This is a genomic window from Zoogloea sp. GDB6, assembly GCF_056724105.1.
The window spans coordinates 5,551,610-5,574,399 of record NZ_CM161497.1 but is presented as its reverse complement, the minus strand read 5'-3'; the positions used below and the strand labels follow the sequence as shown (position 1 = coordinate 5,574,399).

Annotated in this window: 19 protein-coding genes; 11 read left to right on the top strand and 8 right to left on the bottom strand. The window is 68.1% G+C overall.

What is annotated here, in order from left to right; genetic code table 11:
* Positions 1-18: 18 nt before the first annotated feature.
* The 6 genes from glnT to folB all read left to right on the top strand — a co-directional run bounded on the left by glnT (position 19) and on the right by folB (position 5,934).
* The gene (glnT, locus tag AC1PQG_RS25445; RefSeq protein ID WP_481120509.1) at positions 19-1,347 is read left to right on the top strand and encodes a type III glutamate--ammonia ligase; all 1,329 of its coding nucleotides are present in this window, start codon (positions 19-21) and stop codon (positions 1,345-1,347) included.
* 24 nt (positions 1,348-1,371) lie between these two features.
* The gene (locus AC1PQG_RS25440; RefSeq protein ID WP_481120508.1) at positions 1,372-2,280 is read left to right on the top strand and encodes a class II glutamine amidotransferase; all 909 of its coding nucleotides are present in this window, start codon (positions 1,372-1,374) and stop codon (positions 2,278-2,280) included.
* On the top strand, positions 2,268-2,957 hold the full coding sequence (locus AC1PQG_RS25435; protein ID WP_481120507.1) for a protein glxC: 690 nt from the start codon (positions 2,268-2,270) through the stop codon (positions 2,955-2,957). Before AC1PQG_RS25440 ends, AC1PQG_RS25435 begins: the two co-directional genes overlap by 13 nt.
* Before the next feature lie 97 nt (positions 2,958-3,054).
* The gene (locus tag AC1PQG_RS25430; protein ID WP_481120506.1) at positions 3,055-4,416 is read left to right on the top strand and encodes an FMN-binding glutamate synthase family protein; all 1,362 of its coding nucleotides are present in this window, start codon (positions 3,055-3,057) and stop codon (positions 4,414-4,416) included.
* Positions 4,417-4,551: 135 nt separating this feature from the next.
* Complete coding sequence (gene folD / locus AC1PQG_RS25425) at positions 4,552-5,469, top strand: bifunctional methylenetetrahydrofolate dehydrogenase/methenyltetrahydrofolate cyclohydrolase FolD (RefSeq protein ID WP_481120505.1); 918 nt, start codon at positions 4,552-4,554, stop codon at positions 5,467-5,469.
* Positions 5,470-5,538: 69 nt separating this feature from the next.
* Positions 5,539-5,934, top strand: coding sequence for a dihydroneopterin aldolase (gene folB / locus AC1PQG_RS25420; RefSeq protein ID WP_481120504.1), 396 nt, complete (start codon positions 5,539-5,541; stop codon positions 5,932-5,934).
* A 151-nt stretch (positions 5,935-6,085) separates the two neighbouring features.
* Here folB and AC1PQG_RS25415 read toward each other — a convergent pair whose 3' ends face one another.
* Positions 6,086-6,538, bottom strand: coding sequence for an SRPBCC family protein (locus tag AC1PQG_RS25415; RefSeq protein ID WP_481120503.1), 453 nt, complete (start codon positions 6,536-6,538; stop codon positions 6,086-6,088).
* Positions 6,539-6,693: 155 nt separating this feature from the next.
* Here AC1PQG_RS25415 and AC1PQG_RS25410 point away from each other — a divergent pair, with 155 nt between their 5' ends.
* Positions 6,694-8,427 carry a sensor domain-containing protein gene (locus tag AC1PQG_RS25410; protein ID WP_481120502.1) on the top strand — a complete coding sequence of 578 codons (1,734 nt, stop codon included), beginning with the start codon at positions 6,694-6,696 and terminating at the stop codon, positions 8,425-8,427.
* Positions 8,428-8,447: 20 nt separating this feature from the next.
* On the opposite strand, the gene AC1PQG_RS25405 is transcribed toward AC1PQG_RS25410, so the two are convergent.
* Positions 8,448-9,083, bottom strand: coding sequence for a MarC family protein (locus AC1PQG_RS25405; protein WP_481120501.1), 636 nt, complete (start codon positions 9,081-9,083; stop codon positions 8,448-8,450).
* Between the two features lie 205 nt (positions 9,084-9,288).
* On the opposite strand from AC1PQG_RS25405, the gene AC1PQG_RS25400 reads away from it, so the two are divergent.
* A complete protein-coding gene (locus AC1PQG_RS25400; protein WP_481120500.1) occupies positions 9,289-10,053 on the top strand; it encodes a metallophosphoesterase family protein in 765 nt (254 codons plus the stop codon).
* Between the two features lie 24 nt (positions 10,054-10,077).
* On the opposite strand, the gene AC1PQG_RS25395 is transcribed toward AC1PQG_RS25400, so the two are convergent.
* The 6 genes from AC1PQG_RS25395 to AC1PQG_RS25370 form a co-directional block, all read right to left on the bottom strand.
* Positions 10,078-11,019, bottom strand: coding sequence for a c-type cytochrome (locus AC1PQG_RS25395; RefSeq protein WP_481120499.1), 942 nt, complete (start codon positions 11,017-11,019; stop codon positions 10,078-10,080).
* Positions 11,020-11,071: 52 nt separating this feature from the next.
* Positions 11,072-11,809: a c-type cytochrome gene (locus AC1PQG_RS25390; RefSeq protein WP_481120498.1), complete on the bottom strand. Its 738-nt coding sequence runs from the start codon at positions 11,807-11,809 to the stop codon at positions 11,072-11,074.
* A gap of 108 nt (positions 11,810-11,917) precedes the next feature.
* A complete protein-coding gene (locus AC1PQG_RS25385) occupies positions 11,918-13,978 on the bottom strand; it encodes a c-type cytochrome (RefSeq protein ID WP_481120497.1) in 2,061 nt (686 codons plus the stop codon).
* Positions 13,979-14,073: 95 nt separating this feature from the next.
* On the bottom strand, positions 14,074-14,709 hold the full coding sequence (locus tag AC1PQG_RS25380; protein WP_481120496.1) for a response regulator transcription factor: 636 nt from the start codon (positions 14,707-14,709) through the stop codon (positions 14,074-14,076).
* Complete coding sequence (locus AC1PQG_RS25375; protein ID WP_481120495.1) at positions 14,706-16,514, bottom strand: sensor histidine kinase; 1,809 nt, start codon at positions 16,512-16,514, stop codon at positions 14,706-14,708. The genes AC1PQG_RS25380 and AC1PQG_RS25375 overlap by 4 nt, the downstream gene beginning before the upstream one ends.
* 96 nt (positions 16,515-16,610) lie before the next feature.
* Positions 16,611-17,219, bottom strand: a complete 609-nt coding sequence (locus tag AC1PQG_RS25370; RefSeq protein WP_481120494.1) for an HD domain-containing protein — start codon at positions 17,217-17,219, stop codon at positions 16,611-16,613.
* Positions 17,220-17,382: 163 nt separating this feature from the next.
* On the opposite strand from AC1PQG_RS25370, the gene AC1PQG_RS25365 reads away from it, so the two are divergent.
* From AC1PQG_RS25365 to AC1PQG_RS25355, 3 genes are all read left to right on the top strand, one after another.
* Positions 17,383-17,682 (top strand): hypothetical protein, encoded by a 300-nt coding sequence (locus AC1PQG_RS25365; RefSeq protein ID WP_481120493.1) that lies wholly within the window; start codon positions 17,383-17,385, stop codon positions 17,680-17,682.
* 431 nt (positions 17,683-18,113) lie between these two features.
* Positions 18,114-19,343, top strand: coding sequence for an exonuclease subunit SbcD (gene sbcD / locus AC1PQG_RS25360; protein WP_481120492.1), 1,230 nt, complete (start codon positions 18,114-18,116; stop codon positions 19,341-19,343).
* Positions 19,340-22,789: an AAA family ATPase gene (locus tag AC1PQG_RS25355; protein ID WP_481120491.1), complete on the top strand. Its 3,450-nt coding sequence runs from the start codon at positions 19,340-19,342 to the stop codon at positions 22,787-22,789. The genes sbcD and AC1PQG_RS25355 overlap by 4 nt, the downstream gene beginning before the upstream one ends.
* The last annotated feature ends 1 nt before the right edge of the window (position 22,790 follow it).

Sequence of the window (22,790 nt, the reverse complement as noted above, 5' to 3'; positions counted from 1 at the left end):
CCAATCAGGAGAGCGGCAATGACGCCCACAGAAGCAAAGAAGTTTCTCGCGGACAACGACGTCAAGTATGTCCTTGCCCAGTTTGTCGACATCCACGGCACGGCCAAGACCAAGTCGGTCCCGGCCGCCCACTTCGAGCACATCCTCACCACCGGCGCCGGTTTCGCGGGCTTCGCGGTGTGGGGCCTCGGCATCGAGCCCAACGGCCCCGACTTCATGGCCGTCGGCGACCTGGACACCCTCAGCCTGGTGCCCTGGCAGCCCGGCTACGCCCGCATCGCCTGCGACGGCCACGTGAAGGGCGAGCCCTGGCCGCTCGACACCCGCGTGGTGCTGAAGGACCAGATCAAGCGCCTGGACGCCAAGGGCTACACCTTCTTCACCGGCCTGGAGCCCGAGTTCTCCCTGCTCAAGAAGGATGAAGCCGGCAACATCATCCCGACCGACCCGACCGACACGCTGCCCAAACCCTGCTACGACTACAAGGGCCTGTCGCGCAACCGCCAGTTCCTCGAGACCCTCACCGACAGCCTGCGCCAGGTGGATGTGGACGTCTATCAGATCGACCACGAGGACGCCAACGGCCAGTTCGAGATCAACTACACCTACGCCGACTGCCTGACCTCCGCCGACCACTACCTGCTGTTCAAGATGGCCGCCTCGGAGATCGCCAACGACCTGGGCATGATCTGCTCCTTCATGCCCAAGCCCTTCGCCAACCGGCCCGGCAACGGCATGCACATCCACATGTCCCTCGGCGACGGCAAGACCAACCTGTTCGCCGACAAGACGGACAAGCACGGCCTCGGCCTGTCCAAGCTGGCCTACCAGTTCCTCGGCGGCATCCTGGCCCACGCCCCGGCCCTGGCCGCCATCTGCGCGCCGACGGTCAACAGCTACAAGCGCCTGGTCGTCGGCCGCTCGCTGACCGGTGCCACCTGGGCCCCGGCCTACATCAGCTACGGCGACAACAACCGCTCGTCGATGGTGCGCATCCCCCACGGCCGCCTCGAGCTGCGCCTGCCGGACGGTGCCTGCAACCCCTACCTGGCCACCGCCGCGGTGATCGCCGCCGGCCTCGACGGCATCGAACGCGACCTCGATCCGGGCGATCCGCAAAACCAGAACCTCTACGCCCTGAGCCCCGAGGAACTCAAGGCCGCCGGCATCGAGATCCTGCCCCAGAACCTCCACGAAGCCCTGCTCGCCCTCGAGAAGGACACCGTGCTGTGCAAGGCCCTCGGCCCGGTCGCCGGCGAGTTCCTGCGCCTCAAGCACATGGAGTGGGTGGAGTACATGCGCCACGTGTCGGACTGGGAAATCAAGAACTACCTGGAATTTTTCTAAGAACTGAACGAAGGAGAAACGACTATGTGTGGAATCGTCGGATTGCTGGTCAAGACGCCAGCCCTGCGGGAAAAGCTCGGCGAACTGATGGTGCCGATGCTGATCGGCATGACCGAGCGCGGCCCCGACTCTGCCGGCCTGGCGGTGTTCGGCAACCCCCTGGCCGAAAGCCAGCGCAAGATCAGCGTGTATTCCGGCCTCACCGAAGACGGCGCCGACTTCAACTGGCTCGGCCTCAGCCATGAGCTGAAGTCCCACCTGGGCGTGCCGGTCGGCATCGAGATCAAAGGCAACCACGCCGTGCTGACCTTCGACGTGGCCCCGGCCATCGTCAAGCGCTGGATCGCCGAGCACCATCCCAAGCTGCACATCCTGTCCACCGGACGCAGCATCGACCTTTACAAGGACATCGGCACGCCCGCCGAAGTGGCGGCCCGCTACGACTTCAGCAAGCTGACCGGCTCGCACCTGGTCGGTCACACCCGGATGGCCACCGAATCCGCCGTGACGCCGGACCGTGCCCACCCCTTCACCGCCGGCGAGGACTTCTGCCTGGTCCATAACGGCTCCCTGTCCAACCCCAACGGCATCCGCCGCATGCTGGAGCCGCGCGGCATCCACTTCGAGACCGACAACGACACCGAGGCCGCCTGCCGCTTCCTGGAATGGCGCCTGCGTGAAGGCGACGACCTGGAGACCGCCCTGCAGAAGGGCTTCGAGGAGCTCGACGGCTTCTTCACCTTCCTGATGGGCACGCCGGACAAGCTGGCCCTGATCCGCGACCCCTTCGCCTGCAAGCCGGCAGTCGTTGCCGAGACCGACGACTACGTGGCCATCGCCTCCGAGTTCCGCTCGCTGGCCCACCTGCCCGGCATCAAGCACGCCACCGTTTTCGAACCCGCGCCCGAGGAGATGTACGTATGGAACGCCTGACCTTTGACCTCGCCACCCAGCCCCTGCGCGAGCTCAACACCTTCCTGCACAACGACGCCAAGGACGGCAAGGCCCGCCACGTCACCGTGCTCAACCCGGACGGCGCCCACAACATCGCGGTCGGCCTCGACTGCCCGGTGGAAGTCGAGATCATCGGCCACGCCGGCTACTACGCCGGCGGCATGAACAAGGCCGCCAGCGTGACGATCACCGGCAGCGCCGGCACCGGCGTCGCCGAGAACATGATGAGCGGCAAGGTGCACGTGAAAGGCTTCGCCTCCAACGGCGCCGGCGCCTCTGCCCACGGCGGCCTCCTGGTCATCGACGGCGATGCCGGCCTGCGCTGCGGCATCTCGCTGAAGGGCGGCAACATCGTCGTCGGCGGCTCGGTAGGCAGCTTCTCGGCCTTCATGGCCCAGGCCGGCCGCATGGTGATCTGCGGTGACGCCGGCGACGCCCTCGGCGACTCGCTGTACGAAGCGGTGCTCTACGTGAAGGGCAACGTGAAGTCCCTCGGCGCCGACGCCCAGTACGAACCGATGACCGACGAAGACACCGCCGCCGTCGCCAGCCTGCTCGACCAGGCCGGCCTCGACCACGACCCGAAGGCCTTCAGGCGCATCGCCTCCAAGCGTTCCCTCTACCACTGGAACGCCGACGCCAACCAGGAATATTGATCCCGCGCCCCGTCCGGGGCGGAGCGCCGAACCCGCCTCCGCCCCCCATCAGGACGACGCCGACGGACTTAGCCGACGAATATTGAGGAGTTCCCAAATGGAAACCAAACCCGTGCAATTCAAGAACCTCTCCCGCGAGGAATCCTACGGCTACGACCGCAAGACCCTCGACTACATCCGCAACGCTGCCGCCCACGGCCTGTATGAAATCCGCGGCATGGGCGCCAAGCGCAAGCTGCCCAACTTCGACGACCTGGTCTTCCTCGGCGCGTCCATGTCCCGCTACCCGCTCGAGGGCTACCGCGAGAAGTGCCTGACCAAGACCGTGCTGGGCACCCGCTTCGCCAAGAAGCCGGTCGAACTCGATATCCCGATCACCATCGCCGGCATGAGCTTTGGCGCGCTGTCCGCCAACGTGAAGGAAGCGCTGGGCCTGGCCGCCACCGAGATGGGCACCTCCACCACCACCGGCGACGGCGGCATGACGCCGGAAGAGCGCCGCTCCTCCAAGATCCTGGTGTACCAGTGCCTGCCGTCCCGCTACGGCTTCAACCCGGACGACGTGCGCAAGGCCGATGCCATCGAGGTCGTCATCGGCCAGGGCGCCAAGCCGGGCGGCGGCGGCATGCTGCTGGGCCAGAAGGTGAACCCGCGCGTCGCCAAGATGCGCACCCTGCCGGAAGGCGTCGACCAGCGCTCCGCCTGCCGTCACCCGGACTGGACCGGCCCGGACGACCTGGCCATCAAGATCCAGGAACTGCGCGAGATCACCGACTGGGAAAAGCCGATCTACGTGAAGGTCGGTGCCACCCGCACCTTCAACGACGTCAAGCTGGCCGTACATGCCGGCGCCGACGTGGTGGTGGTGGACGGCATGCAGGGCGGCACCGCCGCCACCCAGACCTGCTTCATCGAACACATCGGCATCCCGACCCTGGCCGCCGTGCGCCAGGCCGTCAATGCCCTCGAAGACCTGGACATGAAGGGCAAGGTCCAGCTGATCGTCTCCGGCGGCATCCGCACCGGCGCCGACGTGGCCAAGGCGCTGGCGATGGGCGCCGACGCGGTAGCCATCGGCCAGGGCGTGCTGGTGGCCCTCGGCTGCAACGGCGAAACCTACTTCCAGAACGGCGCCCACCACGACGCCATCGCCGACTACAACGCCCTGGGCACCGCCCCCGGCTTCTGCCACCACTGCCACACCGGCAAGTGCCCGGTCGGCGTCACCACCCAGGACGCCACCCTGGAGCAACGCCTGACCCCGGCAGTCGGCGCCAAGCACCTCAAGAACTACCTCAAGACCCTGAACATGGAACTCACCACCATCGCCCGGGCCTGCGGCAAGCAGAACGTGCATCACCTGGAGCCGGAAGACCTGGTCGCCCTGACCATCGAAGCCGCCGCCATGGCCGGCCTGCCGCTGGCCGGCACCAACTGGATCCCCGGCCAGGGCTTCTAAGGGCCCCCAGGGCCGGGCTACGCCCAGCCCCCCGCGGGGGGTAAGGAAAAGAGTTTCTCCCTCTCGCCCCGCAAGGCGTTTCGCCGGGGCGATCCGACCACGGATCGCCCCGCTTTTTTCCAGGAGACTGAATCCGTGACCGCCCAGATCATCGACGGCAAGGCCCTCTCGAAGCAGCTGCGCGAGGGCTTCCGCGAGCGTGTCGATCACCTCGCCGACCAGGGCGTGCAGCCTGGCCTGGCCGTCATCCTCGTCGGCGACAACCCCGCCTCCCGCGTCTATGTCGGCAACAAGATCAAGGCCTGCGAGGAGTGCGGCGTGCGCTCCTTCCACATCGCCCTGCCCGCCGATACGCCCCAGGCCGAGGTGCTCGCCACCATCGCCCGCCTCAACGCCGACCCGGCCGTGCATGGCATCCTGATCCAGCTGCCGCTGCCCCCGCACATCGAGCCGCGCAGCGTGCTCGAAGCCATTTCTGTGCATAAGGACGTGGACGGCTTCCACCTCTACAACGTCGGCGGACTCGTCGTCGGCAACACCATTTTCCCGCCCTGCACGCCCTACGGCGTGCAGCTCTTGCTCGACGCCACCGGCACCGACGTAGCCGGCAAGAACGTGGTCGTCGTCGGCGCCAGCAACATCGTCGGCAAGCCGATGGCCCTGATGCTGCTGCAGCGCGAGGCCACCGTGACGATCTGCCACGCGAAGACCCGCGACCTCGCCCAGCACACCATCCTCGCCGACATCCTCATCGTCGCCGCCGGCAAGCCGGGCCTGATCGTGCCGCAGATGGTCAAGGAAGGCGCCATCGTCATCGACGTGGGCATCAACCGCCTGACGGATGGGCCCAACGCCGGCAAGATCGTCGGCGACGTGGATTTCGACGGCGTGAAAGAAAAGGCCAGCTGGATCACCCCGGTGCCCGGCGGCGTCGGCCCCATGACCGTCACCATGCTCATCGAGAACACCCTGCGCTCTGCCGAACGCGCCCTGCGCATGCGCCAGGCCGACGATTTTCAGGAATGGGAAGCACCAATCCTCAAGAATGGCTGACAATGCCGCCCTCGACGCGCCGGATGCGTTTCCGGCGCTGCACCCAACCACCGCTGCCGGAGCTTGCCCATGTCCACCGATGATTGCCTGATCCGCCTCGAAGGCCTCGCCCTCGAGGCCTCCATCGGCATCTATGCCCACGAACTCGCCGCCCGCCAGCCGCTCGAGATCGACCTGACGCTGGCCATCGACGGCACACTGGCCGCCCGCAGCGACGACATCCGCCACACGGTGGACTACGACCGGGTCGTCGAATGCCTGGAAGAACTCCTCGCCAGCCGCCACTTCAACCTGCTGGAAAACCTCAGCCAGGCCATGCTCGACGCCATCGGCGCACGCTTCCCGGTGCGCCGCGCCGAGATCCGCATCGCCAAGCCACTGGCGGTGCCCAAGGCGCGTCGCGTGTCGGTGAGCCGCAGCTGCGAGTGGAAGCGCGAAACCATCAAGGCCGTCGCCGCCGGCTGAATCCACCGCCGCGGTGGATTATCCCCGCCCGGCGTGATCAAGCCTGTGGATAAGATGTGGGGGCGCCCCTCAAGCCCCTGAAACGGCAGGCCTTTCATTCGCTGCCTAAAAATTAGGCAGCTACACGTGCCATTTCCGACCCACGTCAGCCTCAGCTGGCGTTGAAGGCCAGTTCCTCTTCCGGCAGGTTTTCCGCCTGCCACTTCAAGCCGCTCGCCTCCATGGCGAGGAAACGCTTGGTCACGTGGCGCATCAGGAAACCGATCACGCCGCCCAGCAGGCCCTCGTACACCACGCACAGGTTGACGACGCAGCCGGATGCGGTAGGCGTCACCATGTGCTGCGCAACGGCCTTCATGCCCGGACTACGGGACTCCCACACGAAATGCACGCCGGGCTCCAGCGCGGTGACCGTCCATATCGCCGCCGGAAAACCCGGCTGGGACAGGCGCACGCTCGATCCGACCGCCAGCGGCAGGGGTGTCAGCGCTTCCACGCTGGACACCGAGCCCGTCCATTCCGGCCAGCGTGCCACGTCGGTCTGAATCTCCCAGACATGCTCTGCCGGGGCCCTGATTTCAGTCGATGTCTGGAAGGTGCGCATGGCTCGTCCCCGAATCGGAGGTGATGACATAGTAATAGCACCCGACACCCCCCTTGTCACCCTTCCCCGTTCCTTGAACTAGAATGATTTGAAAATATCAAAAACACCGAAAATGCCGCACAAATGAGAGGCGGCAATCCGGAGGCCGCTCAGACATGCAGGATTGCGACGAGGCCAAGCGCCCCCTCGGCAGCCAGTTGCACGCGTTGCGCGGTGTGCTCGACGGGCTGGGCGCACTGATCTTCACGAAGGACCGGCACGGGATCTACACCTACGCCAACCAGCGCTTCTGCGAAACGCTGGGCACATCGCTGGAGGCCATCATCGGGCGGAGCTCGGCCGACTTCTTCGATGCGGACACCGCCGGGCGGCTGCAGAGCGACGACCGGCAGGTTCTCGAAACCGGCTGTCGCATCTCCCGCAGGGAGCTGCGCCTGAGCAAGGACAATCACGAACAACGCTGCTACCTGGCCGTCAAGGCGCCGGTCTTCGACGCCGACGGCCACATCTCCGGCCTGTCCGGCGTGCTGATCGACATCACCGAGCACGCCCGTACCGAGCAACAGCTAAGGGAAAACCAGCAACTACTCATGATGGTCCTCGACAACGTGGACGGCTTTGTCTTCATGAAAGGACCAGACCGACGCTATCGCTACGTGAACCGGGCCTTTGCCGATCTATTCCTGCGCGCTGCCGAAGCCGTCGTCGGGCAGGACGACAACGCACTGATGCCGGCCGAGGACGCCCGCCGCATCCGCGAGATCGACGACAAGGTCTTCGCCACCGGCGTGCCCATCGCCGTTGAAGAGCAAATCACCGACGGACAGGGCCAGCTGCGCCACTGGTGGGTCAAGAAGCTCCTGCTCCACGGCCATGGCGACGCGCTGCTCGGTTTCGCGACCGACATCACCGAACTCAAGGCGGCCGAAGAAGAACTGAAGCGTTCGGAAGCGCGCTTCCGGGTGCTCTTCGAGGCCAGCCATGAGGCATTGGTGGTCTTCGACGAGGCACACCTGATCGACTGCAACCAGAGCACCCTGGACCTGCTCGGTGTCTCCAGCCGTGAAGCCTTCCGCAGCTTGACCGCCAGCATGCTGGCTCCGCGGTTTCAGCCTTGTGGCGGCGTATCTTCCAAACTGGCCGCCCGCCACATGGAGGCCGCCCGCCGCAACGGCCATCACCAGCTGGAGTGGACCGTGCAGCGCCATGACAACCAGGCCAGGATACCGGTCGAAGTCACCCTCAGCGCGCTGGAACTGGACGGACGGCCGGCCCTGCTGGCGACGATACGCGACCTCACGGAGCGCAAGCGCTACGAGGAGCAGATCCACCAGCTGGCCTATTACGACGCGCTCACCGGCCTGCCCAACCGCCGCCTGTTCTTCGACCGCCTGGCCCAGAGCCTGGCCCGCAGCCAGCGCAGCGGACGCCACGGAGCGATCATCTATCTCGACCTGGACAACTTCAAACCCCTCAACGACCGCCATGGCCACCGGGCTGGCGACCTGTTGTTGCAGGAAGTCGCCAGCCGCCTGTCCGCCTGCCTGCGCGAAGAGGACACGGTGGCACGCCTCGGCGGCGACGAATTCGCGGTGCTGCTGGCACAGATCGACGACGGCCAGCCGGACAGTCAGCGGGACGCCACCTTGCAACATGCCCGCGACGTCGCCGAACGCATCCGCGATGCGCTGGCACAACCCTACGTGCTGGCAATGGACAAAGGCGACGCCCCCACCGAGCAGGTGGAACACCACTGCTCGGCCAGCGTCGGCGTCACCCTCTTCCCGCCCTGTGAAATGGACGGTGAAGCCATGCTCAGGCGCGCCGACGCCGCGATGTACGCAGCCAAGGCCGCCGGCCGCAACCAGATCCGCTTCGCCGAGGACTGAAACCGCCCTTGACGCGCCCGCTACGTCCCTCCGAGGAGCGGAAACAGCTGGCGCAGTCCGGTCGCCATCATCTCGATGGCCATCGCCGACAGGATGAAGCCACTGACCCGCTCCACCACGTTCAGCGTAGCCTGGCGGATCTCGCGCCCGGCGCGGCAGGCGATACGGAAACTGAACCAGCACGACAGCCCGACCAGGATGATCGGCAGCACCACGTGGATCAGGTCCAGCCGGCTGTCCCACACGCTGTTGCCCATCACGTAGCTGAAGGCCGCCGGACCGGCCAGCAAGGGCACCGCCAGCGGCACGATGGACGCCTCGCGGTGCTCCGGCGGGCCGCCGTTGGCTGGTGACCCCTTGAAGCTCGTCTCCTTGCCGAGCACCATCGCAATCGCCAAAAGCAGCACGATGATGCCGCCGCCGACCTGCATCGCCCCCAGGGACACGCCGAGAAAGCTCAGCAGCGGCAGGCCCAGGAAAGCCGCCACCAGCAGCGCCACCGTCACACTCACGCCGATCGTCCGCGCGAAGCGCAGCCGGGCGGCTGGATCCAAACCCTCGGTGGCTGACAGGAAAATCGGAATCATCGATACCGGCCCCACCAGCGCAAACAGGGTCACGGTCTTCTTGATGGCGAGGGCGGCAATAGCGAGCATGGGACAGACGGAATAGGGCAATAGCCGATTGTTGCCCGCCCACCGCGGGCCGACAACCGGGGTTTCCGCCAACAGCCCGACGGGCACGCGGCGTCACACCCGCCGACAGCATTCTTGAATCTTCATCCACACGGCGCCGGCGGCTATGCTCTGTCATCGACAGCCGACGCACAATTGCCCCGTCTGCACCTCCCAACCACTACCCATGAAACTCCAGATCGTCTCCGACCTGCACCTGGGGCTGGCGCCCTGTGAACTGCCCGACACCGGCGCAGACCTGCTGATCCTCGCCGGCGACATCCAGCGCCCGCAGGCAGCGCTGCAGTGGGCGATGGCGCTGAAGCGCCCGACAATCTACGTGGCCGGCAACCACGAGTACTACGGCTCGAGCATCCCGGCCACCAACCAGCTGCTGCAGGATCTCAGCCGCGACAGCCAAGTGACGGTGCTCGACTGCAGTGAAAAGCGCATCGGCGACCTGCGTATCCTCGGCGCCACGCTGTGGAGCGATTTCCGCGTCGTCGGCGACGGCGCCGCCCGCGAGCGGGCCATGCAGGAAGCCGTCCGCTTCAGCCGCGACTTCAGCCGCATCGCCATCGCCGAGGAACGGCCGGACAGCCTGACCCCACAGCACTGTGCCGCGCTGTTCACACGCCACGCGGACTGGCTGGCCAGCCGCCTCGCCGAACCTTTCGCCGGCCACACGGTGGTAGTCACTCACTTCGCGCCATCACCGCGCAGCATCGCCCCACGCTTCGCCGGCTCGCCGCTCAACGCCTGCTTCGTGTCCGACCTGGAAAACCTGGTCGCCGACAGCGGTGCCGCCCTGTGGATCCACGGCCACACCCACGACAGCTTCGACTACCGCGTCGGCACCACCCGCGTGCTGGCCAACCCGCGCGGCTACGTGCGCGACGGCAGCGCCGAGAACCCGCTGTTTGATCCCGGCCTGACCGTCACGCTGGACTGACGCTGCCAGCGCGGCGCCGATGGCTCACTGCACGCCCTGCCCCAGCTTGCGCCCGTCCACGACCACCCCGTAGAGGTTCACCCCGTCATCGGCGTGGTAGCGCTTGCGGGTCTCGTCGATATCGCCATTCACCAGGCGCGGGTCCTGCGGGCGTTCGTGGGAATTGATGTACGCGGCCACGTCCCAGGCTTCCTGGTCGCTCAAGGTCCGGCCGCGACCCAGCGGCATGTTGTGCTGGATGAAGCCGGCGGCGGTGTTGATGCGGTGCATGCCCGCCCCCCAGTTGTAGGAATCCTTGCCCCACAGGGGCGGGAAGACCGAGGTAGCACCGACCTTCTTGCCTGCGCCATCGTCGCCGTGGCACAGCGCACACTGCTTGTCATACACCACCTTGCCGCGGGCGATGTCGTAACCGCCCTTCGGCGGTGACGGCTCGTCGAAACCGCGGCCCGGTTGCGCCTTGCCGAGATGGACGCCGGTGGACATCCAGTAGGCGTAGGCAGTCAGTGCAGCCATCACCTCGCTGTCCGCCGCCGGCGGCTTGCCGTTCATGCTGAACTGAAAGCAGCCCTGCATGCGCTCAACGAAGGTATTCACCTTGTTGTTCTTCTTGCGGTAGGCCGGATACATCGGGTACGCCGCCCACATCGGCCCCGAGTTGGGCTTGCGGCCCCGGTCGATGTGGCAATTGACGCAGTTCATCTCGTTGCCCACGTACTGGGGCGCGAGGGCCTTGGTGTTCATGAACAGATCCTGGCCACGACGGACCAGCTCACCGAAGGCGTTGTGCGGAATATCAGCCTCGGCCGGCGGCTGGAAATAGGTCTGGCCTGCCGGACGGGCGGGCGCCTTGGGAAGCTGCGTCTGGTCGTCCAGGCGGGGATTGCGGGCGGCATCGGCCGCCAGCGCAGAGGTGGTCAACAGGGGCAGGAGCACGACGCTCAGGCAGCGGAGGGTCATCTTCATGGGGGCGGTTCCTTGATCGGTCACGGGGCGGGGCACGGGCAGCGACGACGGCTCAGCGCAGCCGGTGCTGGCTCTCATCGAAGGGCTCCGTGGATTCGCCCAGACCGGCGAAGTAGGCCGCGACGGCCTTGATCTCGGCCTCACTGAGGTCCGCGGCGATATGGCGCATCAGGCCGTTGGGATCGTTGCTGCGGGTGGGGGCGACAGCCGCCACCGCCTTGGTCTTCTTGCCGGCGGGTTGGGCCGGGGTACCGCGCCAGGCGCGCAGCTGGGCCTCGATGTATTCCGCCGACTGGCCGGCCAGCGGTGGGAAGACGTCACCAACACCGACGCCGGACGGGCCGTGGCACAAGGTGCACTCCGGAATGTGGCGGTCCCAGGCGCCGCGCAGGGCCAGCCACGCGCCGCTGCCCTCCTTGGGCCGCTCCACCGGCCCAGGCTTGACGTTGACCTTGGGCTTGGCCGCATAGGCCTTGGCCAGCGCGGCCACCTCGGCATCGCCGAGGGCCTGGGCGATGGGTTGCATCAGCGGATTCTCGCGGCGACCGGCCTTGAAGTCGGCCAGCTGCTTGGCGATGTAGGCTTCGGGCAGGCCAGCCAGGCGCGGAAAGCCGCCGGCGGCCATGCCCTTGCCGTCGGCACCATGGCAGCTCATGCAGGGCATGGCCGCCGGATTGGCGCCGCCCTGCTGGATGATGGCCTCGCCATCGGCCGCCCCGGCCTGCAGCGGCAGGGCCAGCAGGGATGCGGACAGGCAGAAGGCAAGGGATCTCGTGGGGGATAAAGACATGGGATGACTCCTGGATTCGGGTGATCTCTCGTTGTCGTGCCGCCCGAAAGGGCGGAAAAAAAGGCCGCCCCGCGCGGGAGCGGCCTGCTTACCCCTGAAGGGGCGGGTTCAGTAGCGGGCGTCGGCCGGCTTCTTGTCCTTCGGCCAGTCCTTCACCTTGTCGGGGAAGTCGGGGCGGGGCTGGTGACTGAAGTACTCGGCCACGTCCACCGCGTCCTGGTCGGACAGGCCGCCCTGGCCGAGGGGGAACTTGCCGTGGAAGCCGATCGGCATGTTGCGTTTGACGAAGGCCGCGGCGGTGTAGGTGCGGGCCATGCCGGCGCCGATGTTGAAGGACGCGTCACCCCACAGCGGCGGATAGACGTAGCGGCCGTCCGCTTGCTTGAGGCCCTCGCCGTCCTGGCCGTGGCAGACCGCGCATTGCTCGGCATAGACCTTCTTGCCGTTTTCCGGATTGGGCTGGATCTTCGGGTCGATCTTGCCGACGCCGCGCCCCGGCACCTTGTCGCCGGGCTTGGTCTCGCGCTTCATCCAGTCGAAGTAAGCGACCATCGCCTTCATGTCAGCGGAGTCCGGCGGCAACGGCTTGCCGTTCATGGAGCGCTTGAAGCAGCCGTTGATGCGATCCTCCAGCGTGATCACCTTCCCTGCCCGCGGCGCATAGCTCGGGAAGAAGGCGGACACGCCGACGAAGGGCGAACCGTCGGCCACCGTACCGGCGTTGAGGTGGCAGCTCGTGCAATTGAGCGCGTTGCCGACGTGCTGCGGCAGCAGGTCACGGGTTTCCAGGTGCAGGCGCATACCGCGCACCAGCTGCTGGGCATTGGCACCGCCCAGCATGTCGGCCAGGCGCGGCGTCTCGAAGGCGCTCATGTCGGTCTTCGGCTCCAGCGCGGCGCGCATCTTGTTCACCTGCGCTGCGCTCACTGGCGCACCGCCGTTACCCCAGCTGTCGCGCACGAAGGTCAGGATCTCGGCCAGCTCGGCATCCTTCAGGCGCGCGAAGCCGGGCATCGCAAAGGCCCGCGGATGGGCCGCGGTCGGCACCGTATGACCCCCGGTCAGCACGATGTGCATCAGGCTGGCCGGGTCCTTGGCGGCGATCGCCGGATTGCCGGCCAGCGGCGGGAAGACCTTGGGCACGCCGCTGCCGTCCTGGCGGTGGCAATCGACGCAGAACTGCACATAGCCCAGGCCACCGCGGCTGCTGTACAGCTTGTCCGGCGCGGCGCCGGCCACCACCTTGCGCGGCGTGGCGGGCGCCGGCATCTCGCCCTCGCCCGGTGGCAAGGCCTTCAGATAGGTGGCGATGGCCCGCAGGTCCTCGTCCTTCAGGTGCTGCGTGCTGTGCAGGATGACGTCGGCCATGTTGCCGGACGCCGCGGCGAAGCGGTTCTGCCCGGTCTTCAGGAACAGCGCGGTGTCGTCCACCGTCCACAGCCCGCGCAGGCTGAGGGCCCGCCAGTGCTCCACGGTCTCCCCGGCGAGGAAGTGGCGTCCCTTCGCGCCCGCGTCGCCCATCGTCTTTTCCTGGAAGGCAATGCCCCGCGGCGTGTGGCACGCGCCGCAATGGCCGAGGCCCTGGACCAGGTAGGCGCCACGGTTCCACACCGCATCCTTCTGCGGATCGGCCTTGAAGGGCGTGCTGTCGAGGAAGGCCCAGTTCCACAGGGACAAGCCCCAGCGCATGTTGAAGGGCCAGCTCATGTCGGAGGGCTTGTTGGCCTGCTTGACCGACGCCAGGCCCTGCATCAGGTAGGCGTAGAGGGCGTGCATGTCGTCCACCGTGATCTTGGCGTAGGACGGGTAAGGCATAGCCGGGTAGAGGTTGTGACCGTCCGCCGCGATACCCTTGCGCATGGCCCGGTCGAAATGCTCGAAGCTGTATCTGCCGATGCCAGTGTCCCGGTCCGGCGTGATGTTGGTGGAGTAGAGCTTGCCGAAGGGTGTTTCCAGCGCCCGGCCGCCAGCCATCGGCGCGCCCTTGTCAGCCGTGTGGCAGGCCACGCAATCGCCGGCCTGGGCCAGGTAGCGGCCGCGCTCGATGGTCTGGGTATCCACGGTGGCAGCCTGGGCAAGCCCGCTGGTCAACACAAAAATGGCTGCGCCCATCAGGACGAGGCCGCTGGACGACCGGCGGATCTGCCGGCCCATGGCACTGCTCAACATGACGTTCTCCCTACTGCTTGTTTTGGGTACAAGTCTAGGGAGAGGCCCCGGATGCCACTATCCGGACATCGGGTTAACGCAATAACCGAAACCGTCTAGTCGAGACCTTGGGGATCGGCGCGTAGGATCAGCCGGGCGAGGTCGGCGGCGCTGCCGGTGGCGGTCTTTTCCATCACGTGCTGGCGGTGCACATGCACGGTGTTGTCGCTGATGCCGAGCAGGCGCGCCACTTCCTTGTTGGCCAGGCCGAGGGCGAGCAGACGGGCCACTTCACGCTCCCGCGCCGACAGGCGGGCCAGGATGTCCTGCGCCTCGCCCTGGCGACGCTGGCTGGCGTGGCGTTCCAGGCTCACCTGCACGGCCCGCTCCACCGCGTCGAGAAAGAGCTGGTCCTTGAAGGGCTTCTGCAGGAAGTCGAGGGCGCCGTCCTTCATGGCCTGCACCGCCAGCTCCACGTCGCCGTGGCCGGTCATGAAGATCACCGGGAAGGACGAGCCTGCCGCCTGCAGACGGCGCTGCAGTTCCAGGCCGCTGACACGTGGCATGCGGATGTCCAGCACGATGCAGCCGCCACCGGACGGAAAGGCCGGCGCCGCGGCGAGGAAGGCCTCGGCGGACTCATGCCCCACCGCCTGCCAGCCCACCGATTCGAGCAGGAACAACAGCGAGCGGCGGAACGGGGCTTCGTCGTCCACCACGTGGATCACGGGCATGTCGGGGGAGCTTGTCATGAAGGGTCTCGGGAGTCGGCCGCCGGTTCGTCGGCCAGCGGCAGCGTGAAACGGAAAACCAGGCCGGGACCGGATTCGGCGACGGCGACGGTGATGTCGCCACCGTGGGCCTCGACGATGGTCTTGCAGATCGACAGACCCAGGCCCAGACCGTCGGGCTTGGTCGTGAAGAAGGCTTCGAACAGGCGCTCGCGCTCGTCGGACGGCAGGCCGGCGCCATGGTCGCGCACCTCAACGGCACAGCGCCCGCCGTCCCGCCCCAGGCTTACCTCGATGGGTGCGTCGCAGCCAGCAGCCTGCTGGGCATCCCAGGCATTCTTGAAGAGATTGAGCAGCACCTGCTGCACTTGCAGCGGGTCCACCCACACCTTCAACCCGGCCGCCTCGGCATCCTGGCGGAGCGCCACCGCCGGCACGCCGGGCAGCATGCCGGCAAAGAGCCGGCTGGCCTCGCGGACCAGGCTGGCCGGATCGTGGGCTTCCCGCACCCGGTCGCGCTTGCGCGCAAAAGCGCGGATGCCACCGAGGATGCCGGCCGCCCGTTCCGACTCACTGGCAATCTCCTCCGCCGCCTGGCGCAGCGCGGCCGGTGCCAGCGTGCCGCTGTCCTGGCGGCGCAGCAGGCTGCGCGCGTAGTTGCCGATGGCCGCCAGCGGCTGGTTGAGTTCGTGGGCCAGGGTGCCGGACAGCTCACCGAGGATGGACAGGCGCGACAGGTGGTCCATCTGCTGCTGGCCCTCGCGGAGCTGTGCCTCCAGACGTTGCCGCTCGTCCATCGCGGCGGTCAGCTCCCGCGTGCGCCGCTGCACCAGATGCTCCACATGCAGCGTGTAGGCGCCCCACGCCAGCAACATCAGCACCAGGCCGCTCACCCACGGCCAGTAACGCTCCCACAGGGACGGCCAGGCGGTTTCGCGCAGGAAGGCATAGGGGCCGATCTGCAAGTCCTGCAACAGCTCATGCACCGGATGGTAGTCCGCCGGCACGCTCCAGGACTGGCCGGCTGCGTCCGGCGACAGGGACAGCAGCGCCACCAGCACGTCCCGCGACAGGGCCGGCGGCGTGCCCGGCGCGGCAGCGAAGGCCCAGCCCGGATAGAGCGGCGCCGACACCCGGCAGCGCCGCACGTCGGCCCGCGGCGACAACACCCGCAGCTGCCCGGGCCGCAGGGTGCCGTCCTGCTCCAGGCGCTCCAGCAGGCAGGCGCGCAACACCCCCGCATCGGCATCGCCATTGAGCACCGCCTCCACCACCCGTGACATCGGGAAATCGGTAAACACCGGGCGCGGCTGCCCCTGCTCCGGGTTCAGCCCGATGCGGCGCAGCTCGGCCCAGGCCACCTGATAGCCGCCGAAGGCATCCTGCGACACCGCCGCCAGGGTTCGCCCTTTCAGGTCGGCCAGCGCCCGGATGTCCCGGCGCTCGTCCAGCACCACCACCGCAGAGCCCACCACGTGGGCCGGATCGGTGGACGCATCGGCGATCAGCGTGGCGATCCGGCTGACCCCGCTCTCCGCCTCCAGAAAGACGTAATGGCCCGGGTTGGTGACGACGAAATCCAGCTCCCTGGCCTGCAGCGCCGCCGCCATGCCGTCCAGGTCGAAATGGCGCAGCACCAGATCACGCCCGGGCAGCTTGTCCTCCAATTGGTCCATCAGCGCCGACCAGCGCACCTGCGCTTCCTCCGCCCCTTGCCAGGCCAGCACGCCGATCCGCACCTGCCGCGGTGGCTCGGCGGCCCACGCAGACAGCGCGAACAAGGCTGCCAGCAACAGGGCGGCAAAGGAGCGGAACGGGGGCCTCATAGGCGAGAGTGTCCGCCGGATGGAGGGCGCGGTACAAGCCAGGGCCACGGGATACGGCCAGCCGCGGACTGTCCCGCTACGGCAAGGGCGCTCGGATCAGTCCTGCGCCAAGCCCTTGCTGCGATAGTGATCCTCGGCCATTCCGGCAGCAGCCTCCCACAGCGCAGGGGCGCCGCGTTCGATCGGCGGCCGGCAGCGCGACTCGATCTGTTCCAGCGTCACCTCGCACTCCACCCACGTCCCGCCGTCCGTCGCGGCGTTGTGCAGCATCGGCTGAAAGCGGTCGAGCGCTTTGGCGAATTTCGCGTCGTCGCTTTGGGCGGCTTCGAACTCGAACCACAGCTCGCGGAATTCACTTGCCTGTACATCGGGCAACAGGCCGAACAGACGCTCGGCGGCGAGCCGCTCGCGCTCGTCCTGCCCGGCATGCGTCGCCGGCACGTGGAAAGGCACGTCACCGGCGTCAATCTCGACGATGTCGTGGATCAGCAGCATCTTCACCACGCGCAACACGTCGATTGCCCCGGCGGCATGCTCGGCAAGCACCAGCGCATACATGGCGAGATGCCACGAATGTTCGGCGCTGTTTTCACGGCGCGATCGATCAATGAGCGGTGACAGGCGGACGACGCTCTTGAGCCGATCGATTTCCCTGAGGAAAGCCAGCTGCCGTTCCAGGTCCGGCGGAGTCACTTTGCTGCGCATCTTTGGGATTGAGAAATGCGCGAGTCTATCAGAGCGGCCTGGACGCCCGGCACACTGCAGTCCCATTCCCCACTGGTCTATAACAAGAAGACCCTCCACCCGAAAGGAGTATGAGCAAGACCGTCCATCAACCTGCCATCCACTTTGAGATGGGAGCATGTCCATGAAGATCAAAACCAGACTCGCGCTGGCGACGCTGTACATTTTGCCCGCCATCGCATTTGCCGAAGGGCACGCGGTCAAGCACGAGCCGACGGCCGTCGCCCATTCATCGGCCGAGGCCACGGAGCACAAGGGCAAGGCCAGCCACGTTGCCCACAAGGATTCGCCCTGCACCCACGAGGAAAGGGCCCGCACGCAGGCCGCAACTGAAAGAGCCCCCGACACCTCGCATGAAACCGCGTCCGTCACCTATCCGCCCGGTTTCGCGACTGGCCCCAGCAGCAATGACAATGTGGAATAACTGAACCTGGGCAGGGCAGCGCCCAACCACAACCCCCGAAGCCGGTCCGGCGGGCCCCGAAACCGTCCCGACCCTCCGCGAGCTCGTCGCGAGGAGCCCGGCGAGTGTCCTGCCCTGTCCGCGCATCCCTCGCGAGTACCTCCGGGACAGTCGCCCCTGTCCCGCCGACACACCCACCCTATCCCGGAGCCTCTCGCGAGGAGCCCGGCGCTGCTCGCGAGGAGCTCCCGGATAGGGGCCGCCTGTCCGGGATACAGGCCCGAGCAGCACGGAGACAGTCCCGCCCTATTCCCGCGGCCCGATCGAGGGCTTCCGATACAGGACGGAGTACCCCGGCGGGGGTCGAGAGGCCCTCCGGGATAGTCGCGAGGCCCTCGGCGGGGGTCGCAGTGGAGTAAATTAGCGCCCCTGTCGCCTTCCGCCCCGCTTCCATGCGCCTCCTCCATACGTCCGACTGGCACCTCGGCCAGCATTTCATCGGCAAGACCCGCCAGGCCGAGCACCAGGCACTGATCGCCTGGCTGCTCAAACAGGTGGAGGAACAAAAAGTGGATGCGCTACTGATCGCCGGCGACATCTTCGACACCGGCACGCCGCCGAGCTACGCGCGGGAGCTGTATGCGCAGCTGGTGGTGGGCCTGCACGAGGCCGGCGTAGCGTTGCTGCTGCTCGGCGGCAACCACGATTCGGTGGCGACCCTCGGCGAGAGCCGCGACCTGCTGGCCCGCCTCGGCGCCACGGTGGTGCCGGCCGCCGACACGGCGGACGAGCAGGTGCGCGTGCTGCCGCAACGGGATGGCACGCCGGGCTGCGTGGTCTGCGCGATCCCCTTCATCCGCCCGCGCGACGTGATCCACAGCCAGGCCGGCGCCAGCGCGGAGGACAAGCAGGCGTCGCTGCAGACGGCCATCCAGGCCCACTACCACGCCGTCTTCGCCGCCGCCGAGGCCCGCCGTGACGCCGTCGCCGCCGAGCTGGGCCGCAGCCTGCCGCTGATCGCCACCGGCCACCTGACCACCGTCGGCGCCAGCGCCAGCGAATCGGTGCGCGAGATCTATGTCGGCGCGCTGGAGGCCTTTCCGACCAGCGCTTTCCCGCCGGCCGACTACATCGCCCTCGGGCACATCCACCGCCCGCAGCGGGTCGGCGGGCTGGAACACATCCGCTACAGCGGCTCGCCGATCCCGCTGTCCTTCGACGAGGCCAGTCAGCACAAGGAAATGCTGCTGGTGGACCTGGACGCCGCCGGCCTGCAGGCGGTCACGCCACTGCCGGTGCCGCGCTTCCAGGCCCTGGCCAGCCTGACCGGCAGCCTCGACGAACTGAAACCCACCATCGCCGCCGCCGCGCTCGACGGCAATCCTGAAAACCCGGTCTGGCTGGAAGTGGTGGTGCGCACCGACGACTACCTGGCCGACCTGCCGGCGCGTATCGAAAGCATGACCGACGGCCTGCCGGTGGAAGTGCTGCGCATCCGCCGCGCCCGCGGCAACGCCGCCGCCAGCCTGGTCTCCGAGGCCCGCGAGACGCTGGACGAGCTGACCCCGAACGACGTCTTCGCGCGCCGCCTGGCCCTGGAAGAGCTGACCGACGAACTGCGCGGCGCCCTCATCGAGCGCTTCCGCAGTGTGCTCGCCGGCCTCGAGGAGAACGCGGCATGAAGATCCTGCGTCTGCGCCTCAAGAACCTGAACTCCCTCAAGGACGAGTGGAGCATCGACTTCACGCGGCCGCCCTTCTCCGACAACGGCCTGTTCGCGATCACCGGCCCCACCGGCGCCGGCAAGTCCACGCTGCTCGACGCCATCTGCCTAGCCCTCTACCACGAGACGCCGCGCCTGAAGAGCATCTCCGCGTCGGCCAACGACATCATGACCCGCCACACCGCCGACTGCCTGGCGGAAGTGGAATTCGACGTGAAGGGCACCGTCTACCGGGCCTTCTGGAGCCAGCGCCGGGCCCGCAACAAGCCCGATGGCGCGCTGCAGGCGCCCAAGGTGGAGTTGGCCGAGGTGGATGCCGCCAGCGGCGAAGGCAAGATCCTCAGCAGCCAGATCAACGACAAGCTGAAGCGCATCGAGGCCATCACCGGGCTCGACTTCGCCCGCTTCACCAAGTCGATGCTGCTCGCCCAGGGCGGCTTCGCGGCCTTCCTCAACGCCAGCGCCAACGAACGCGCCGAACTGCTCGAAGAGCTGACCGGCAGCGACATCTACGGCCTGATCTCCGAGCGCGTCTACCGCCAGACCCAGGAAGCCCGCCAGCAGCTCGACCACCTGAAGGCCCGGGCCGAAGGCGTCGAGCTACTGAGCGCGGAAGCCCGCGCGGAGAAGGAGCAGGCCCTCGCCGCCCTCGCCGGCGCCCAGGCCGAGGCCCGCCGCGAGCGGGACGCCACGCTGGCCCTGCGCCAGTGGCAGAGCGGCGTGGACGACGCCGAACGGGACGCCGGCGTCGCCGCCACCCGCCTGCAGGCTGCCGACCAGGCCATCGCCGACGCCGCCCCGCTGCTCGGCCGCTTGGCCGCCGGCGAACCCGCCGAGGCCATCAAGCCGGTGCACGAACAGTGGCAGCTGGCCGAAGCCGCCGTCCGCCACGGCGAAGCGCAACTGCAACAGCTCGCCACCGAACGCCTCACGCTGGAAGGCGAGCAGGACCGCCAGCACGCCGCCGCCGACCAGCTGGCCCGCCACGTCGCCGCCGCCACGCGCCGGCACTGGCAACAGCTGCAGGACGAACAGCTACGCCTCGACGCCTTCTGCGCCAGCCACGCACGCCGCGCCCAACTGGGCGAACAGCTCGGCGCCTGGCGCCAGCAGTTCGAGCAACGCCAGTCGCTGCGGCAAGGCCTCATCGACGGCCAACGCGGCGTCGACGCACTGGCCGCCGAAATCCTCAGCCACGACACCCGGCTCGCCCAACAGAGCCAGGCCCTGGCTAGCGCCGAACAGGCCCGGTCGCAGGCCGAAGCGGAACTCAACGCCGCGCAGGCGGCCCAGCTCCAGCGCCTGAACGGCGCCAGCCTGGATGCGCTGCGCCAGCGCTGGCAGCACGCCCAGGGCGCCGTCGCCCTGTGGCAGCAGCTCGACGAACTGGCCGGCCGGCGCCGCGAACAATCCGCCCGCCATGCCGAGCTGACCGGCCAGCTACAGCGTGAGCAAGCCGTCATCGAGGCCCGCGACAAGGCCCTCGTCGCGCTGCGGGAGAAGCACGCCGTGCTCAAGGAACAGGTCGGCGACAAGCAGAAGATGCTCGACCAGGAACGGCGCATCCAGAGCCTGGAAGCCCACCGCCAGCACCTGCAGCCGGGCGAGGCCTGCCCCCTGTGCGGCGCCACCGAACACCCGGCCGTCGCCGCCTACCAAGCCCTCGACGTGTCCGCCACCGAGGCGGCGCTGAAAGCCCGCCAGGCCGAGCTGGAGGCACTGATCGAACAGGGCCAGAAAGCCCGCGGCGAGCTGGCGGCCCTGCAGGCCCGGCGCGACGCTGCGCAGGCCGAGCACGTTCGCGTCGGCAGCGAACTGGACCGCCTGACCATCGAATGGTCCGAGCGCCACGCCGTACTCGGCGATGCGCTGGCCGCCGACGACTGGCAGCAGCCCGAGCGCCTGCTGGCCGCGCGCGGCGCCGCAACCCAGGCCCTGAACCGCCTCGCCGAATCCCTGCAGGCCGCCGAGCAGGGCGAGCGCATGCTCCAGCAGGCCACCCAACTCACCCACACCCGCAGCCAGGCCTGGCAGGCCGCCGGCAACCAGCTGGAACTGGCCCGCCAGGCGCTGGCCACCAGCCGGACCCGCCACGCCGACAGCGCCAGGCAGCTCGACGCACGCCGGCAGGAGCTGGCCACCCTCGACGCCCGCCTCGGCGCCAGCCTGGCCGACGCCGGCTTCAGCCTGCCCACCGAGCCCGCCCCGTGGCTGGGCGAGCGCGACGCCGAATGGCAGGAGTGGCAGAGCGTGCAGCAGCGCCGCCAGCAGCTGGCCGCCGAACTCAGCCGCCAGCAGGCCCGCTGCGAAGTTGCCGAGGCCGACGCCGCCCAGTGGGAATCCCGCTGGGAGAAGCTGCAGGAGATGCGCGACACGGCCGTCGTCGAGCTACCGCCCCCCGGCGACGATGCCACCGCCGCGCTGGCCCGCTGCGCCGAACGGATCAGCGGCCTGGCCGCCGAACTCGCCGCGCTGCACGGCCGCCGCCAGCAACTGGAACACAGCCTGGCCGACCAGCGCAGCGCGCTGCTCACGGCCACCGAAAACTGGCATGCCGCCCTCGCCGCCAGCCCCTTCGCCAACCGGGACGCCTTCCTCGCCGCGCTGCTGCCGGCCGACGAGCGCCAGCGCCTGCTGCTGCACAAGGACAGCCTGCAGCAGGCCCGCCAGCAGGCCGACACGCTGCTGCGCGCCGCCCGCGACAAGCACGCCGGCCTGCTCGCCGAAGCCCGCACGGCGCTGCCGCTGATCGAACTGGAACGCCTGCTGGCGGAGCAGGAAGGCCGCCTGAAGGACATCGACGAACGCCACGGTGCCGAACGGGCGCTACTCGACAGCGACGCCCAGCGCCGCAGCAGCCAGCAGGCCCTGTTCGCGCAGATCGACGCCCAGGCCGCCGAGACCGAGCTGTGGCTACGCCTCGACGGCCTGATCGGCTCCGCCAAGGGCGACAAGTTCCGCAAGTTCGCCCAGGGCCTGACCCTGGACCACCTGCTGCATCTGGCCAACCGCCACCTGGCCCGCCTGCACGGCCGCTACCTGCTGCGCCGCAGGACCAGCGGCGAGCTGGAGCTGGACATCGTGGACAGCTGGCAGGGCGAAGCCGCCCGCGACACCCGCACCCTGTCCGGCGGCGAGAGCTTCCTGGTCAGCCTGGCGCTGGCCCTGGCGCTGTCGGACCTGGTCAGCCACAAGACCTCCATCGACTCCCTGTTCCTCGACGAAGGCTTCGGCACCCTCGACGGCGAAACCCTCGACATCGCGCTGGACGCCCTCGACACCCTCAACGCCAGCGGCAAGATGATCGGCATCATCAGCCACGTCGAAGGCCTCAAGGAACGCATCACCGCCCAGATCCGCGTGGACAAGGGCGGTGGCGTGGGACACTCGCGACTGGCGGTGTAGG

What these genes read in the sequence shown, in the direction of transcription:
- glnT (WP_481120509.1), top strand. Translation starts at nt 19, where the DNA reads ATGACGCCCACAGAAGCAAAGAAGTTTCTCGCGGACAACGACGTCAAG.
- AC1PQG_RS25440 (WP_481120508.1), top strand. Translation starts at nt 1,372, where the DNA reads ATGTGTGGAATCGTCGGATTGCTGGTCAAGACGCCAGCCCTGCGGGAA.
- AC1PQG_RS25435 (WP_481120507.1), top strand. Translation starts at nt 2,268, where the DNA reads ATGGAACGCCTGACCTTTGACCTCGCCACCCAGCCCCTGCGCGAGCTC.
- AC1PQG_RS25430 (WP_481120506.1), top strand. Translation starts at nt 3,055, where the DNA reads ATGGAAACCAAACCCGTGCAATTCAAGAACCTCTCCCGCGAGGAATCC.
- folB (WP_481120504.1), top strand. Translation starts at nt 5,539, where the DNA reads ATGTCCACCGATGATTGCCTGATCCGCCTCGAAGGCCTCGCCCTCGAG.
- AC1PQG_RS25415 (WP_481120503.1), bottom strand. Translation starts at nt 6,538, where the DNA reads ATGCGCACCTTCCAGACATCGACTGAAATCAGGGCCCCGGCAGAGCAT.
- AC1PQG_RS25410 (WP_481120502.1), top strand. Translation starts at nt 6,694, where the DNA reads ATGCAGGATTGCGACGAGGCCAAGCGCCCCCTCGGCAGCCAGTTGCAC.
- AC1PQG_RS25405 (WP_481120501.1), bottom strand. Translation starts at nt 9,083, where the DNA reads ATGCTCGCTATTGCCGCCCTCGCCATCAAGAAGACCGTGACCCTGTTT.
- AC1PQG_RS25400 (WP_481120500.1), top strand. Translation starts at nt 9,289, where the DNA reads ATGAAACTCCAGATCGTCTCCGACCTGCACCTGGGGCTGGCGCCCTGT.
- AC1PQG_RS25395 (WP_481120499.1), bottom strand. Translation starts at nt 11,019, where the DNA reads ATGAAGATGACCCTCCGCTGCCTGAGCGTCGTGCTCCTGCCCCTGTTG.
- AC1PQG_RS25390 (WP_481120498.1), bottom strand. Translation starts at nt 11,809, where the DNA reads ATGTCTTTATCCCCCACGAGATCCCTTGCCTTCTGCCTGTCCGCATCC.
- AC1PQG_RS25385 (WP_481120497.1), bottom strand. Translation starts at nt 13,978, where the DNA reads ATGTTGAGCAGTGCCATGGGCCGGCAGATCCGCCGGTCGTCCAGCGGC.
- AC1PQG_RS25380 (WP_481120496.1), bottom strand. Translation starts at nt 14,709, where the DNA reads ATGACAAGCTCCCCCGACATGCCCGTGATCCACGTGGTGGACGACGAA.
- AC1PQG_RS25375 (WP_481120495.1), bottom strand. Translation starts at nt 16,514, where the DNA reads ATGAGGCCCCCGTTCCGCTCCTTTGCCGCCCTGTTGCTGGCAGCCTTG.
- AC1PQG_RS25370 (WP_481120494.1), bottom strand. Translation starts at nt 17,219, where the DNA reads ATGCGCAGCAAAGTGACTCCGCCGGACCTGGAACGGCAGCTGGCTTTC.
- AC1PQG_RS25365 (WP_481120493.1), top strand. Translation starts at nt 17,383, where the DNA reads ATGAAGATCAAAACCAGACTCGCGCTGGCGACGCTGTACATTTTGCCC.
- sbcD (WP_481120492.1), top strand. Translation starts at nt 18,114, where the DNA reads ATGCGCCTCCTCCATACGTCCGACTGGCACCTCGGCCAGCATTTCATC.
- AC1PQG_RS25355 (WP_481120491.1), top strand. Translation starts at nt 19,340, where the DNA reads ATGAAGATCCTGCGTCTGCGCCTCAAGAACCTGAACTCCCTCAAGGAC.